Origin of the sequence: Psychrilyobacter atlanticus DSM 19335, assembly GCF_000426625.1 — a bacterium.
GTDB classification, from domain to species: domain Bacteria; phylum Fusobacteriota; class Fusobacteriia; order Fusobacteriales; family Fusobacteriaceae; genus Psychrilyobacter; species Psychrilyobacter atlanticus.
The window spans coordinates 1-15027 of the sequence record NZ_KE384547.1; the positions used below are offsets into that span (position 1 = coordinate 1).

23 protein-coding genes and 1 rRNA gene are annotated in these 15027 nt (G+C 33.9%); 1 reads left to right on the forward strand and 23 read right to left on the reverse strand.

Features of this window, described 5'->3' with window-relative positions:
- From K337_RS0100305 to K337_RS0100345, 8 genes are all read right to left on the reverse strand, one after another.
- A 16S ribosomal RNA gene (locus K337_RS0100305) occupies nt 1–369 on the reverse strand; the annotation flags it as partial.
- A 519-nt stretch (nt 370–888) separates the two neighbouring features.
- Nucleotides 889–1317: a Fe-S cluster assembly sulfur transfer protein SufU gene (gene sufU / locus K337_RS0100315; RefSeq protein WP_028854844.1), complete on the reverse strand. Its 429-nt coding sequence runs from the start codon at nt 1315–1317 to the stop codon at nt 889–891.
- Between the two features lie 11 nt (nt 1318–1328).
- On the reverse strand, nt 1329–2528 hold the full coding sequence (locus K337_RS0100320; protein ID WP_028854845.1) for an aminotransferase class V-fold PLP-dependent enzyme: 1200 nt from the start codon (nt 2526–2528) through the stop codon (nt 1329–1331).
- A 10-nt stretch (nt 2529–2538) separates the two neighbouring features.
- Nucleotides 2539–3651: a Fe-S cluster assembly protein SufD gene (gene sufD / locus K337_RS0100325; RefSeq protein WP_028854846.1), complete on the reverse strand. Its 1113-nt coding sequence runs from the start codon at nt 3649–3651 to the stop codon at nt 2539–2541.
- A 5-nt stretch (nt 3652–3656) separates the two neighbouring features.
- Complete coding sequence (sufB, locus tag K337_RS0100330) at nt 3657–5060, reverse strand: Fe-S cluster assembly protein SufB (protein WP_028854847.1); 1404 nt, start codon at nt 5058–5060, stop codon at nt 3657–3659.
- A gap of 11 nt (nt 5061–5071) precedes the next feature.
- The gene (gene sufC / locus K337_RS0100335; protein ID WP_037029011.1) at nt 5072–5815 is read right to left on the reverse strand and encodes a Fe-S cluster assembly ATPase SufC; all 744 of its coding nucleotides are present in this window, start codon (nt 5813–5815) and stop codon (nt 5072–5074) included.
- 186 nt (nt 5816–6001) lie between these two features.
- Nucleotides 6002–6451, reverse strand: a complete 450-nt coding sequence (locus K337_RS0100340) for a DMT family transporter (RefSeq protein ID WP_028854849.1) — start codon at nt 6449–6451, stop codon at nt 6002–6004.
- Between the two features lie 33 nt (nt 6452–6484).
- Nucleotides 6485–6901: a DMT family transporter gene (locus K337_RS0100345; RefSeq protein ID WP_028854850.1), complete on the reverse strand. Its 417-nt coding sequence runs from the start codon at nt 6899–6901 to the stop codon at nt 6485–6487.
- 75 nt (nt 6902–6976) lie between these two features.
- On the opposite strand from K337_RS0100345, the gene K337_RS0100350 reads away from it, so the two are divergent.
- Nucleotides 6977–7642 carry a Crp/Fnr family transcriptional regulator gene (locus K337_RS0100350; protein ID WP_028854851.1) on the forward strand — a complete coding sequence of 222 codons (666 nt, stop codon included), beginning with the start codon at nt 6977–6979 and terminating at the stop codon, nt 7640–7642.
- Between the two features lie 72 nt (nt 7643–7714).
- On the opposite strand, the gene secY is transcribed toward K337_RS0100350, so the two are convergent.
- From secY to rpsC, 15 genes are all read right to left on the reverse strand, one after another.
- Nucleotides 7715–8995: a preprotein translocase subunit SecY gene (secY, locus tag K337_RS0100355; RefSeq protein ID WP_028854852.1), complete on the reverse strand. Its 1281-nt coding sequence runs from the start codon at nt 8993–8995 to the stop codon at nt 7715–7717.
- Between the two features lie 184 nt (nt 8996–9179).
- Nucleotides 9180–9698, reverse strand: a complete 519-nt coding sequence (gene rplO, locus K337_RS0100360; protein WP_028854853.1) for a 50S ribosomal protein L15 — start codon at nt 9696–9698, stop codon at nt 9180–9182.
- The gene (gene rpmD / locus K337_RS0100365; RefSeq protein WP_028854854.1) at nt 9698–9880 is read right to left on the reverse strand and encodes a 50S ribosomal protein L30; all 183 of its coding nucleotides are present in this window, start codon (nt 9878–9880) and stop codon (nt 9698–9700) included. Before rpmD ends, rplO begins: the two co-directional genes overlap by 1 nt.
- Before the next feature lie 15 nt (nt 9881–9895).
- Nucleotides 9896–10396 carry a 30S ribosomal protein S5 gene (rpsE, locus tag K337_RS0100370; RefSeq protein ID WP_028854855.1) on the reverse strand — a complete coding sequence of 167 codons (501 nt, stop codon included), beginning with the start codon at nt 10394–10396 and terminating at the stop codon, nt 9896–9898.
- Between the two features lie 18 nt (nt 10397–10414).
- Complete coding sequence (gene rplR, locus K337_RS0100375; protein ID WP_028854856.1) at nt 10415–10783, reverse strand: 50S ribosomal protein L18; 369 nt, start codon at nt 10781–10783, stop codon at nt 10415–10417.
- A gap of 29 nt (nt 10784–10812) precedes the next feature.
- Complete coding sequence (rplF, locus tag K337_RS0100380) at nt 10813–11349, reverse strand: 50S ribosomal protein L6 (RefSeq protein WP_028854857.1); 537 nt, start codon at nt 11347–11349, stop codon at nt 10813–10815.
- Nucleotides 11350–11374: 25 nt separating this feature from the next.
- Complete coding sequence (rpsH, locus tag K337_RS0100385; RefSeq protein ID WP_028854858.1) at nt 11375–11770, reverse strand: 30S ribosomal protein S8; 396 nt, start codon at nt 11768–11770, stop codon at nt 11375–11377.
- A gap of 56 nt (nt 11771–11826) precedes the next feature.
- Nucleotides 11827–12114, reverse strand: a complete 288-nt coding sequence (rpsN, locus tag K337_RS0100390) for a 30S ribosomal protein S14 (RefSeq protein ID WP_028854859.1) — start codon at nt 12112–12114, stop codon at nt 11827–11829.
- Between the two features lie 18 nt (nt 12115–12132).
- Entirely contained in the window at nt 12133–12684 is a 552-nt protein-coding gene (gene rplE / locus K337_RS0100395; protein WP_028854860.1) for a 50S ribosomal protein L5, read from the reverse strand.
- Between the two features lie 16 nt (nt 12685–12700).
- Nucleotides 12701–13042, reverse strand: coding sequence for a 50S ribosomal protein L24 (gene rplX, locus K337_RS0100400; RefSeq protein ID WP_028854861.1), 342 nt, complete (start codon nt 13040–13042; stop codon nt 12701–12703).
- A gap of 17 nt (nt 13043–13059) precedes the next feature.
- Nucleotides 13060–13428, reverse strand: a complete 369-nt coding sequence (rplN, locus tag K337_RS0100405; protein WP_028854862.1) for a 50S ribosomal protein L14 — start codon at nt 13426–13428, stop codon at nt 13060–13062.
- 35 nt (nt 13429–13463) lie between these two features.
- Nucleotides 13464–13715 (reverse strand): 30S ribosomal protein S17, encoded by a 252-nt coding sequence (gene rpsQ / locus K337_RS0100410; RefSeq protein WP_028854863.1) that lies wholly within the window; start codon nt 13713–13715, stop codon nt 13464–13466.
- Nucleotides 13716–13756: 41 nt separating this feature from the next.
- The gene (gene rpmC / locus K337_RS0100415; RefSeq protein ID WP_028854864.1) at nt 13757–13945 is read right to left on the reverse strand and encodes a 50S ribosomal protein L29; all 189 of its coding nucleotides are present in this window, start codon (nt 13943–13945) and stop codon (nt 13757–13759) included.
- On the reverse strand, nt 13945–14364 hold the full coding sequence (gene rplP / locus K337_RS0100420; protein ID WP_028854865.1) for a 50S ribosomal protein L16: 420 nt from the start codon (nt 14362–14364) through the stop codon (nt 13945–13947). Before rplP ends, rpmC begins: the two co-directional genes overlap by 1 nt.
- Nucleotides 14365–14366: 2 nt before the next feature.
- Nucleotides 14367–15023 (reverse strand): 30S ribosomal protein S3, encoded by a 657-nt coding sequence (rpsC, locus tag K337_RS0100425; RefSeq protein WP_028854866.1) that lies wholly within the window; start codon nt 15021–15023, stop codon nt 14367–14369.
- Between the last annotated feature and the right edge of the window lie 4 nt (nt 15024–15027).

Below are 15027 nucleotides of genomic sequence, written 5' to 3' on the forward strand. Positions count from 1 at the left end.
TGTCCAATATTCCCCACTGCTGCCTCCCGTAGGAGTAAGGGCCGTGTCTCAGTCCCCTTGTGGCCGTTCACCCTCTCAGGCCGGCTATCCATCGTCGGCTTGGTAGGCCATTACCCTACCAACTACCTAATGGAACGCAAAGTTCTCCTTCAGCGCATATAGCTTTCATAAGTCCTTGATGCCAAGGTCTCATAATATCCGGTATTAGCTAACCTTTCGATTAGTTGTCCCAGTCTGAAGGGCAAATTCTTTACGCGTTACTCACCCGTCCGCCACCGTACTATCTTCCGAAGAAGAATTCCAGTCGACTTGCATGTGTTAAGCATTCTGTCAGCGTTCATCCTGAGCCAGGATCAAACTCTACATTCAAATTTATATCCTAACTTCATAAATGAAGTTTAGCTATCTATTAAAAGATAATTTTTTTTATAGTGGTTCATTCCACTGTACACCTTAATCGATTGTTTAAAACAAAGTTTTAAACGACAATTGAGTTTTTAATTTACACTTTCTTTCTCTATTTAATTGCTAATGTCCTATTAAATGTCTCGCTTCAAGTCGCTTTCGCTTTCTCTCGCGGACAAGAAGAAGTATACCGTGTTTACAAGTTTCCGTCAACACTTTTTTTGTTTTTTTATTGTGTTTTTTCAAAACATTTTCCAAAACAGCACCCAAAAACCACCCATACCTTCTAAAACAACTTAATTTATTGATATACAGCCGATAAAACACATGTGTTATGCCCCATAAAAAATATTAAAAAACTTTTTTGTTTCTCTACTACCAAATAACCCCAATGTTATTCAGTGGTAGAGAATTATATATATATATAATTAAAGCGCCCCTTTATAACAATTGAAAGTCTTTCATACTGTATGAGGTCAATATTTATAATTTTTCTAAGATAACCTTTACTCCATTCCAGGCTAATGTGGCACATTTTACCCTTCCCGGCATATTAGATATGTTCTCTAATAATCCGGCATCTTCTAATTCTTCCTTGTCATCTTCACTAATCTTCTCTTGTTTTATCATTTTTAGAAAATTATCTACTATCCTTTTCCCATCTTCTATATCTCTTCCGATTATTAAATCGAATAATATAGACGCTGAAGCTGTAGATATAGCACACCCTACTCCTACAAATCCACCATCTACTATTTTATTTCCTTCAATTTTTAATTGAATCGTAAAATCATCCCCACAATTTGGATTATGACCCCTCTCTGTATAATCAGGATTCTCTAACTCTCTTTTATTATGTCCGCTCTTATTGTGATCCATAATAACTTCAGTATAAATTTTATCTAAATCCATTTTATCCCCTCCTATCTGAAGTAACTATTTACTTTTTCTAATCCTTCCACTAATTTATCTATATCGTCAAAAGTATTGTAGATTGAAAAACTTGCTCTACAGCAAGATGGAATCTCCAAATACTTCATTAGCGGCTGAGTACAATGATGCCCTGTCCTGATGGCTATATTTTGCAAATCCAATACCTGAGCTACATCATGAGGGTGCACTCCCTCTATATTAAACGCAATAACTGGTGTTTTATGAGGAGCCTCCTCACAATATAACTTTACCCCTTCTAAATCTTTTAATTTTTCTATAGCATAGTTTAAAATTTCACCCTCATAAGAACGGATATTCTCTAATCCAATCTCCTCTATGAAATCAATTGCAGCACTTAACCCTACAACCCCTTCTACATTTTGAGTTCCACCTTCAAATTTTTGAAAATCAGTTCGATAAGTAGAACCCTTTCTTTCTACAAACTCAATCATATCTCCACCAAATAAAAATGGCTTCATTTTTTCTATGATTTCTTTCCTAACATATAATCCGCCAATTCCCATGGGCCCAAACATCTTATGCCCTGAAAAAACTAAAAAATCAATATCCAACTCTTTTACATCTATTTTTATATGAGATATTGTCTGAGCTGCATCTAATATTACCTTAGCTTCTGTTTTTTCTCTCACCAAAGATACTAGATCTTTAATAGGGTGAATTACTCCTGTAGCGTTCACCCCATGAGATATAGTTACTAACTTTGTGTTTCCATTTAATTTTTCTGATAGATCTTCCAAATCTAAATCTCCATCAGCTTTTAAATCTATATACTTTAATTTACACCCCAGCTTCTTCGCTACTTCCTGCCAAGGAACTAAATTACTGTGATGAGAACTGATTCCTACTAAGATCTCGTCGCCTTCTCTTAATTCATTTAATCCATATGAATAAGCCAGTAAATTTAAAGATTCGGTAGTTCCTTTGGTAAATATAATTTCACCACTTTGAGCATTTATAAAGTCAGCCACCTTTTTCTTACCTTCTAAAAATAAGTTTGTAGATTTAATTCCTAATTTATATCCACCTCTGTTTGGATTTGCATTATGATTTACATTATAGTTCCACACTGCCTCTAAAACAGATTTTGGTTTTTGAGAAGTTGCCGCTGTATCTAGGTATACCAATTCTTCATTATTTTCAAATATAGGAAATAATTCTTTATAATTCATATCTTCACCTCTATATTCTTTCTTCTATTATTTTTAAAACTTTATCTCTAAGCTTCATATCTTTAATCTTTTCCACTATTGGTTTAAACGACGAACTTACCACTAATTTCTTTGCTTCCTTCTCGCTCATTCCTCTGCTCATAAGATAAAATAATTTATTTTCATTTAATTGACCTGCACTGGCTGAATGTTCCCCTATCACGTCGTCTTCATCACAAAATAAAGTTGGAATTGAATCAGCTTTTACACCTTTATTTAAAAGAAGTGCATATTCCTCCTCTTTACCTTTAGATTTACCAGAACCTCTCTCAAAATAAAGGTTTCCTCTAAATACTTTTGTCGCCTTATCTTTGACTACTCCCCTACCCTCTATGACCGACTCACTTCTTCTGCCTCTATGGTAAGTTGAATACTCTAAATCCACTTTCTTTTCCTTGTCTGCTAAATAAAGAGAATAAGTTTTTGATTCAGCATTATCCCCCTCTAAATATACCTTTGAACTAGAAGAAACAACCTTCCCTCCTAATTCTATATGATATTGTTTTACTTGGGCATCCCTTTCAGTCTTCACTATTACAGAGTTAAAAGATTTAGTACAATCACATGCTCTTTGCAGGTAGATTATATTTACTTGAGAGTTTTCTTTTGCCAACACTCTGTGAAGAGAATTTCTCACTGCCTCTTTATCTCCCCCGGAATAATCGAACACTACATTTAAAACACTGTCTCTTTCTGCAATCAACAGGTTGTTATCCAACAACAAATTATTCTCTTTATCCAAGTCATAGTTGACATAAACTTCCTTAGTTTCAGATTTTTTACTCTCTAAAAAAACACCTGTATTAAAAAATATATCTGTCAAATTAGCCAAATAACTTTCATTTTTTTCCCATTTTATACTTTGTAATTCTCCTAATTTTTTCTCTATTGGACTCAGTGTTCGAGAGGTATCTCCCAGTTTAATATTCTCAAAGTTTTTATATTCTGCCGGCAATGAAAACTCATACCCAATTCTTTTAAAACTAGGAAGACCCATATCTTTATTTTTTTCAAGCTGGTCCAATCTATAATTAGTAACATCCTGTTTTTCATTTAAATTTCTAATTTTTTCTATTTTATACATAATTTTCACCCTATAGTCCCTTCTAATTCTAATTGGATAAGATGGTTCAGTTCTACCGCATATTCCAAAGGTAACTCCTTCGAAATTGGCTCAACAAATCCTCTTACTACCATAGCTTTGGCTTCCTCTTCATCGATACCCCTGCTCATCAGATAAAATATGGTTTCATCGCTTATCCTTCCGATCTTAGCTTCATGCCCTATATCTACCTGATCATTTAATAATTCTATTGTAGGTACAGTATCGGATTTTGATATATTGTCCAGCATCAACGATTCACAGTTTACCGTTGCTTTAACAGAGTGAGCATTAGGAGCTACTTTTAACAACCCCCTATAAAATGCTGTACCTCCATTCTTTGAAATAGACTTAGAGTTCACTATAGAGGTTGTATAAGGAGCTGCATGGACTACCTTGGCACCAGTATCTAGATACTGGCCTGTAGAAGCAAAACTTATACCTGTAAATTCACACCTGGCTCTCTCTCCTCTTAAGATACTCATTGGATATAGCATGGAAACCTTTGAGCCAAACGAACCAGAAACCCATTCAATAGTTCCATCTTCATCTACTACACATCTTTTTGTGTTCAGGTTATACATATTTCTAGACCAATTCTCAATAGTCGAATACCTTAGTTTAGCTCCTTTTTTTACAAACAACTCTACTGCTCCAGCATGAAGTGCCTGCTCGGTATGCTTCGGTGCTGAACAGCCTTCTATAAAGTGAAGGCTGGCTCCTTCTTCTACTATTATCATTGTATGTTCAAATTGACCTGCACCCTTAGCATTTAATCTAAAGTATGATTGCAATGGTAGTTCCACATGAACACCCTTTGGCACATATACAAATGATCCTCCCGACCACACTGCTCCGTGAAGGGCTGAAAATTTATGATCATTAGGAGTTATCAGTTTCATGAAGTATTTTTTCACTATCTCTTCATGTTCTTTTACAGCTGTTTCTATGTCTGTATAGATTACTCCTAATTTTTCCAACTCTTTATTTACTTTATGATATACAACTTCTGAGTCATATTGAGCTCCTACTCCTGCTAGAGATGCTTTTTCAGCTTCCTGTATTCCTAATCTATCAAAGGTATTTTTCATATCACTGGGTACTTCTTCCCAGGATTCATTTAGTTCTGTATTGGGTTTTACATAGTGAATTATCCCATCTATATCCAGCTCTGAAAGATCTGCTCCCCAAGTTGGTATAGGTTTTTTTTTGTAAATTCTTAGTGATTTTAATCTGAGATCCAGCATCCACTGAGGTTCTTTTTTCTCTTTTGACATCTCCACTACAATCTCTTCAGTTAACCCTTTTTTACTCTTATAACTGTGATTTTCTTTATCTATAACATCATATATTCCTCTATCTACATCTTCTACATGCGTTCTTGTTTCCATTTTTTCCACCCCTAAAATGCCCTTTTTATTTCTTCAAAACCATTTTTTTCAATCTCATGAGCCAACTCAATCCCACCAGATTTTACAATTCTCCCATCATGTAATATGTGCACATGATCAGGCTTTAAGTATTGAAGGACCTTGTTGTAATGAGTGATTACTATAATTGCATTATTTTCATTTTTTAACTTTTCTACACCTTCATATACGATCCTGACCGCATCTATATCCAGACCCGAATCTGTTTCATCCAGGATAGCCACCTTTGGTTCTAAAACAGCCATTTGAAGAATTTCATTTTTCTTTTTCTCTCCCCCGGAAAATCCTACATTCAAATGCCTGTCTCCATAAGATTTATTTATATGCAGTTCTTCCATCATTGTATGTAATTTTTTTCTAAACCCTGTTATTGATTGTCTTTTTCCTGTTATTGCACCCTTTGAGGCTCTCAAAAAATCTTCCACTGTCAGTCCAGGGATCTCCTCCGGATATTGAAACGAAAGAAATATTCCAGCTTTAGCTTTTTCATCTGCTTTTGAATCTTTAATACTTTCACCCTCTAAATAGATCTCTCCCCCTGCCATAATATGTTTAGGGTGTCCTGCTAAAATATTTCCTAAAGTTGATTTCCCTGCTCCATTAGGTCCCATTATTAGGTGCACTTCACCTTTATTTATCTTTAGGTCTACACCTTTTAATATTTCTTTATCTTCTACCTTTGATTTTAATCCTTTTATCTCCAATAATGTTGACATTTTATACCTCCATATTCTTTACTTCTGTATTCAAGAATTATTATAGTATTCTTTAGTAACTGTGTCAACTTTTATTTGAATTTTTATTTCTAAGCTCCCATTTTAAAAATGTTAGTTTTTACATACAAAAAACCACTAAGCCATGACAATCTCATAGTTCAGTGGTTTTTAGATTTTTTTACTTATTTATATTAGAGCTTTAGATTTTTTTATTTTTCCCGTACCTATGTCATACATAACCCCTGTCAAAATAAGGGTACATCCTAATATTTTTTTCATCGGTAGATTCCCAGTCATAATATACTCCATTATATTTCCCGTAACTAACTGCCCCACCATTATGAATAATGTAGCATATACCACTGTCATCCTGGGAATAGCATAGTTACACATAGATAATATTAGGATTCCTAAGATACCTCCTCCAAACATCCAAAGGTGTCCATCAAAGATTTTTTCTGCCCCTTCTTTAAAATTAGTTATATTAAAAATATAAAATATTCCCATGAGCAGACTTCCTGTAAAGAAATTATAAAATATTCCATTTAATTTTCCCAGTCTGCACGAAAGAATTGAATTCATCATCATCTGAAATATAATTATCCCGCCTATCAAAAACGCCATTAAATAATACACTTCCCACCCCTTTTCATATTCAATCAATAATTTTTATACAACCATACATATCCCTATAAAAACAAATATAAATCCTATAACTTTATGCCTTCCTATCTTATTTTTTTCTCGATTAAATAACCCATAATGATCTATCAATGTCGAAAAAAAAACCTGTCCCGTCAAACCTAAAGCTATCGTATTCGAAATACCTATATTTTTAAATGTAGCCACATTACAGGCAACTACAGCTACCCCTAAAAAACCTGTAAAATAAAAATATAAAGGCAGTTCCTTAGAATATCTAATTTTTTCTCCTTTGAGTAAAATCCCTAGACAAATCACAATAAGTCCCGTAAAATGTATTAAAAAAACAGACATATTATTCCCAACCAGATTTGCTAAACTTCCATTTATTCCTAACATTATTGCTATCAGCATCCCTGATACAAGTACCATAAATCCTTCCATTATTATCCCCCCTTTACATAAGTTTAACAATTCTCAGTAAGTTTCAAGCGGACAATTGTCCCCAAGGAGATCTCTATGAAAAAAATCTATGACATAGAAAAATTAAAATTATATATTAAAGAAGTTAATATATCTCATATGCTCAAGCCAAATGCTATAGATCATCTCGAACTCCATTTTTTCGAACGAGGTGAATCTATATATTTTACTCAGGATAAGTGTGAATATCTTCATATATTGGTTTATGGAAAAACCAAAGTTTTTCTTTTAAATAATGAAGGAAATTTTATGCTCTTAGATTTTTCTAAACCTCATGATTTTATCGGTGATATTGAGTTTATTCAGCAAAAAAATATCTATAATAATGTAGAGGCTATTACAGAGTGCACCCTCATTGCTATACCCACAAATAAAATCCACGAAATTACAATTTTAGAGGAACTATATCATCTTTTAAGTAAAAACATCTGTGATAAATTGACTAGAATCTCAAAAAAGTTTTCCCAGGTTATACTTTATCCTATAAAAAATAGACTGGTTACGTGTCTTATTGAAATCAGCGATAAAGACAGAATAGATAACTTTAAAACTCAAGAGATCGCTGATTATCTAGGAGTTACTCCCCGGCATGTTAGGAGGATCCTCAGTGAACTATACACTGAAAATATAATAGAAAAAAAAGGACAATCTATATACGTATTAAATAAAAAATTACTCTATAAGTATGCTATAAAGGAATGATTTGAAAACTATAATTTTTCAAAGTACTAAAAAAGGTTCTAAGATTTTTCATCTTAGAACCTTTTTTTATCTTTATATAAATCCTTTATACTCTTTCATTACTAAATGAGCATTGATTTGTTGTACAGTGTCTAGCGCTACTCCTACAACGATGATTATACCAGTTCCACCAAAGAATACTGGTAGTCCTGCTGCTGTAAATATAAAGGCAGGTAATACTGCTATAGCTGCTAAAAATACAGCTCCACCCCAAGTAATTCTAGTTATTACTTTTTCTAAATATTCTACTGTTTCATTTCCAGGTCTAATCCCAGGAATTGTTCCTCCACCTTGCTTCAAGTTATCAGCAATTTTTTCTGGATCAAACATCATAGCTGTGTAGAAGAATGAGAAAAAGATTACTAATACTGCGTATAGAATTAAATACACAGGATGATTTCTCCCTAACATCCTATTAATTAAAGCATAATATGGCATAGTTGATGGCAGTGAGTTTACTAGTAACGATGGTATCATCATTATTACAGATGCAAAAATTACTGGCATTACTCCTGCTGAGTTTAATTTTACAGGTAAGAAACTACTGTTTGCAGCATTTCCCTTCCCTTGGAATCCTCTTCCTACATAGTGGATAGGGATTCTTCTCTGTGCCAATTGAAATATTACTATTCCTCCTACAGTCAATAGTGCAGATGCTGCTACAACTATTAAAACAGGTATCAAGAATTTATTTCCTTGCATAGTTTGTATTGTTTGAATAACTCCTGAAGGCATTCTAGCAATTACATTTAAGAAAATAATAAGTGAAATACCATTACCTATTCCTTTAATTGAAATTTGCTCTCCTACCCACATGAGGAATACAGTACCAGCTGTTACTGTAATTACAGTTGTCATCACAAACATAAATCCAGGTGTCATTACAAGTCCCATAGATTGTAACCACATAGTTACACCAAAAGCTTGTATAAAACCAATTACTATTGTTAAATATCTAGTCCATTGAGTCATCTTACTTCTTCCAGATTCCCCTTCTTTTTGAATTTCATCTAATTTTGGTATAATAACCGCTAATAAACTCATCACGATCGAAGCATTGATATATGGCATTACTCCTAGTGCAAAGATAGATACCCTTTGGAAAGCTCCTCCTGAAAACATGTTTATAAATCCTAAAACACTGTTATTGTTTACCATAGAAGCTAATCTTTCTAGGTCTACTCCTGGAACAGGAATTAATGTCCCTATTCTAGCTACTAAAAACATCAACAACGTATAAATTATTCTTTTTTTAAGTTCAGGCGTATTCATTACAGCCTCGAGCTTGGCATTAAATTGATCATATAACGACATTTGTCCACCCCTTGTTGCACAATATAATTGTGTATAGTATATATATATTTCCCTAAAAATACGGATACTATAAGTATAGCACATTTTTTTTCTTTTTAATATATTCTAAATCATCTAATTATTATTAATTTTATATTACAAAAGGCCTGCAATAATGCAGACCTCTTATTTAAAATAATTTAGCTTAGTTAGCTGCGTTAGCTGCTCTCTTTGCTTGCTTATCTCTGTTTCCAGCTACATCTTTAAAAGTCTTAACAACGTGAACTGTTACAGTTCCACCGTTAGCTTCTACAGCTGCTTGTGCTGATGCAGATACTTTGTTAACAACAACTGATACGTTCTTGTTTAAAGTTCCGCTTCCTAATAACTTGATTCCAGATTTAACATTCTTGATAATTCCAGCTTCAACTAACATGATTGGAGAAACTTCAGTTCCTGCCTCAAATAAGTTTAAGATATCTAAATCAATGATTGCAAATTCTTTCTTGAATCTGAAGTTTGAGAATCCTCTCTTAGGAACTCTTCTGATTAAAGGCATTTGTCCACCTTCGAATCCAGCTCTTAAGCTTGATCCAGAACCAGATCTTGATTTTTGTCCATTATGTCCTTTTCCAGATGTTTTACCAGTACCAGAAGACATTCCTCTTCCGACTCTTTTTCTATCTTTTCTAGGAACTGAAGGCGTTAATTCATTTAATTTCATTATTTTACCTCCTCAACGTTAAGCATATATCCAATTTGGTGTAATTTACCTTTGATATCTGCTGTATCGTTGTGTTCTACTACATCATCTATTTTTTTTAAACCTAAAGATTGTAATGTAGCAATATGTCTTGGTTTTCTTCCAATTGGACTCTTAACAAGTCTAACTAATAATTTTGCCATGTCTTTGCTACCTCCTTAGTTTAATATTTCCTTAACTTCTTTACCTCTTAATTTTGCAACTGATTCAGCTGATCTAAGAGTTTTTAAACCTTCGATAGTAGCTCTTGCAACGTTTATCTTGTTCTTAGATCCTCTGATCTTCGTTAAGATATCAGTTACTCCAACTAATTCTAAGATTTCTCTTGCTGATGATCCAGCAATTACTCCAGTACCTTCAGATGCAGGCTTCATCCACACCTTAGTACTTAAGAACACACCATCTTGTTGGTGAGGTATAGTTGTTCCTCTTAAAGAAACAGTTACCATGTTCTTTTTAGCAGTAGCTATAGCTTTTTTGATAGCATCAGGAACACCATTGGCTTTTCCTAATCCTAAACCTACTCTACCTTTTTCATCACCTATTGCAGCTAAAACTGAGAAAGATATTGATCTTCCACCTTTTGTAGTTTTAGAAACTCTAGAGATTTTTAATATTTTTTCTTTAAATTCTTTTTCTTCTCTTTTAAACTTAGACAAAATATATCCTCCTCTCTACTAGAATTTTAATCCAGCTTCTCTAGCAGCATCAGCTAGTGCAGCAACTCTACCAGTGTAAACATAACCACTTCTATCGAATACTACAGTCTCTAATCCTTTTGCTACAGCTAGTTCAGCAATTTTCTTACCTACTAACTTTGCTGCCTCTATGTTTCCACCGTGCTTAACTTCAGCTTTTACATCCTTAGATATAGTTGAAGTTGCAACTAATGTTACACCATTTACATCGTCAATTAATTGAGCGAATATGTTATTGTTTGATCTAAAAACATTTAATCTTGGTCTTTCAACAGTACCAGAGATCTTGTTTCTAATAGACAATTGTTTTCTTCTTCTTAAAGCTTTTCTATTAACTTTTTTAAACAACTGCTTACCTCCTTATTAGTTAAGGTAAATTACGCTTTCTTACCTTCTTTTCTTCTTACAACTTCATCCGAGTACTTAACTCCTTTTCCTTTATAAGGTTCAGGCTTTCTGTTTGCTCTGATTTCTGCTGCTACTTGTCCAACTACTTCCTTTGATATTCCATCAATATGGATTGTAGTATTACCTTTTTCAACTGTGAATTGAATTCCTTCAACTTCAGAAATTAACACTGGATGAGAGAAACCTAATGCGATTTCTAATCCTTTCCCAGCAGCTTTGGCTCTATATCCAACACCTACTAAGTTTAATGTTTTTCTGAATCCTTCAGTTACACCAACAAGCATGTTGTTGATATTAGCTGTTGCAGTTCCGTGCATAGCTCTTTCTGTTGGAGTGTCTCCAGCTCTTTCTACAGTTAATTCATTATTTTCAATTTTAACAGTTAATCCGTTAAAGATTTCTCTAGTTAAAGTTCCTTTAGGTCCTTTTACAGTTACTACATTTTCATTGATAGCAACCTCTACACCTGCAGGGATAACTAGGGTTTTATTACCGATTCTTGACATTTAAAATGCACCTCCTAGTTATTTCTTACCAAACGTAACAAAGTACTTCGCCACCAATATTAGTCTTTCTAGCAATTCTGTCAGTTACAAGTCCGTTAGACGTTGAAACTACAGCAATTCCTAATCCAGATAATACTCTTGGCATATCTTCAGCTGAAGAGTAAACTCTTCTTCCTGGCTTAGATATTCTTTTGATTCCTTTGATTACTTTTTCTTTTCCTACATACTTTAAATATACTCTGATGTTCTTCTTGTTTCCATCAGTGATTACTTTATAGTTAGAGATATACCCTTCCTCTTTTAATACAGCAGCTAAAGCTACCTTCATTTTTGAATGTGGGATATCTACTTTGTCGTGCATTACTGAGTTAGCATTTCTAACTCTTGTTAACATATCTGCGATTGGATCAGTTAAAAACATATCTACAAATCCTCCTTCCTAGTTTCTTATATGATGTTACGATCTAATGGATATTATTACCAAGATGATTTAGTTACACCTGGTATTAATCCTGCTCCAGCTAATTGTCTAAACTTAATTCTAGAGATTCCAAATTCTCTCATATATCCTCTAGGTCTTCCGTCTATTTGACATCTATTTCTTTTTCTTACTGGAGAGGCATTCTTAGGAAGCTTGTTTAATTCATCAACAGCTTCTACGTCTCCAGCTTGTATTCTAGCTTTTAATTCTGCTCTTTTTGCAGCAAATTTATCTGCTAGTTTAGCTCTTTTAACGTCTCTTGCGATCATAGACTTTTTAGCCATGTGCTCGTCCTCCTCCTACTACTTTTTAAAAGGCATACCAAATGCTTTTAGTAATGCTCTTCCTTGCTCATCAGTTTTTGCTGATGAAACTATTGATATTGACATTCCGAATAATTTATCTACTTTATCGAATTCGATTTCAGGGAATACTAATTGATCTCTCATTCCAAGAGAATAGTTACCTCTTCCGTCGAACGCTTTTGCAGAAACTCCATCGAAGTCTCTAACTCTTGGTAAGATTACAGTTACTAATCTATCCATAAAATCGTACATAGCTTCTCCTCTAAGAGTTACTTTTGTTCCGATTGCTTGACCTTCTCTTAATTTGAATCCAGCTTCTGACATTTTAGCTGTAATTACAACTGGTTTTTGACCAGAGATAATTGCTAAGTCTGCAGCAGCAGCATCCATTAATTTAGAGTTTTGAGTCGCTTCTCCAACACCCATGTTTAAAACAATTTTGTTTAATTTTGGACATTCCATTATATTTTTTAATCCTAACTCTTTCATAAGAGCAGGAGATATTTCATTTGTATACTTTGTATGACATCTAGAAACATATTTAGCCACTAGTTACCCTCCTTTCTTATAAAGTTTCTCCAGAAACTTTAGAGTATCTTACTTTTTTACCATCTACTACCTTAGTACCAATTCTAGTTGGCTTTCCAGCTTTAGCGTCAAAGATCATTACCTTTGAAGAGAAAATTGGTGCTTCCATAGTTACAACTCCACCTTGTGGGTTTGCTTGGCTAGGTTTTAAATGCTTAGTAACAACATTGATTCCTTCAACTAAAACTTTACCTTTTTTAGTAAATACTTTAGTGATTTTTCCAGTTTTTCCTTTATCTGATCCAGAGATTACCATTACAGTATCTCCAGTTCTAACGTGCATTTTTGTAGGCACGAATTTGATTTTAGGTTTAGCCATGATTTAAGCCTCCTTCCTTATAATACTTCAGGAGCTAAAGAAACTATTCTCATAAAGTCTTTTGCTCTTAATTCTCTAGCAACAGGTCCAAATATTCTTGTTCCTCTTGGCTCTTTTTTGTCATTGATTACAACTGCTGCGTTGTCATCAAATTTGATATATGATCCGTCTTGTCTTCTTATTTCCTTTTTAGTTCTAACTACTACAGCTCTGATTACGTCTCCCTTTTTAACGTTTCCGCCAGGATTCGCTTCTTTAACTGAAGCTACAACTATGTCACCGATAGTTCCGAATCTTCTTACAGATCCACCTAAAACTCTGATTACCATTATTTTTTTAGCACCTGAGTTATCAGCAACATTAAGGACAGTTTGTTGTTGTACCATGTTGTACCCTCCTCTCAATCTCTAACTAATTAAGATTACTTAGCTTTTGCTATTACTTCAACTAATCTCCATCTCTTATCTTTAGATAATGGTTTAGTTTCCATGATTCTTACTTTATCACCAGTTTTAGCGATGTTGTTTTCGTCATGAGCCTTAAATTTGTTAGTTCTTTTCATTCTTTTTTTATATAAAGAGTGTAATTTCGTAGTTTCTTCCATAACAACGATAGTTTTATCCATCTTGTCCGAAACAACGATTCCTTCTCTAACTTTTCTTTCGTTTCTCAAGAACCCTACCTCCTCGTTGTACAATGAGTTACTTAACTTAATTAAGCAGTTCTCTCATTTAAAATAGTTTTGATTCTAGCGATGTTTCTTCTAACTTCTCTTATCTTAGCAGTGTTCGCTAATTGACCTAATGAAAGTTGAAACTTTAAGTTAAATAATTCTTCTTTTAATTCTTTTGCTTTTACTACTAATTCCTCAGTAGCAATTCCTCTGATTTCTTTAGCTTCCATTATTTCTCACCACCATCTTTTTTTACAATTTTACAAGCGATTGGTAATTTCATTGTAGCTTTTCTTAAAGCTGCTAATGCAAGCTCTTCAGTTACTCCAGAAACCTCAAACATGATTCTTCCAGGTTTTACTACTGCAACGTAACCTTCTACGTTACCTTTACCTTTACCCATTCTAACTCCAGCAGGTCTTGCTGTGATAGGCTTGTCAGGGAATATTCTAATAAATACAGTTCCTTCTCTTTTGAAAGTTCTGTTTATTGCTACTCTACAAGATTCAATTTGTCTATTCGTGATCCATTTAGGCTCAAGGGCTTGTAATCCCCAATCTCCGAATGCTACAGTGTTTCCTCTTTGAGCAGTACCTTTCATTCTTCCTCTGAAACTTTTTCTATGTTTTGTTCTTTTAGGCATTAACATAATTACTTAACCCCTCCTTCCTTTTTAGTTGGAAGCACTTCACCATTAAAAATCCATACTTTGATTCCTAAAGCTCCATATGTAGTTCTAGCAGTTGCTGTTGCGTAATCGATGTCAGCTCTTAAAGTATGTAAAGGTACTTTTCCTGCTACATTCCACTCTGCTCTAGCGATTTCTGCTCCATTAAGTCTTCCTGAAATCATTACTTTGATTCCTTTTGCTCCAGCTTTTTCAGCTCTCATGATAGCTTGGTTCATTGCTCTCTTATAAGCAACCCTCTTCTCAATTGAAGTTGCGATTCCCTCTGCTACTAAAGTTGCATCTTTGTTGAAGTTTCTTACTTCTTGTACTTTAATGATAACTTTTTTACCAGTCATCTTAACTAATTTTGTCTTTAATGATTCAATTTCAGAACCTTTTCTTCCAATTACAATTCCAGCTTTAGCTGTGAATATTAAAACTACAACCTGTGAAGGTGAAGTTCTTTCTATTTTAACTTTAGAAATTCCTGCATGGTAGTAAGCTTTCTTTACGAAAGATCTGATTTCCATATCTTCGTGTAAGTAATTTGCGTACTCTTTTTTTCCAGCATACCAAGCTGATTCCCAAGTTCTTGTAATTCCAAGTCTTAGTCCTCTAGGATCTACTTTTTGTCCCACAGTC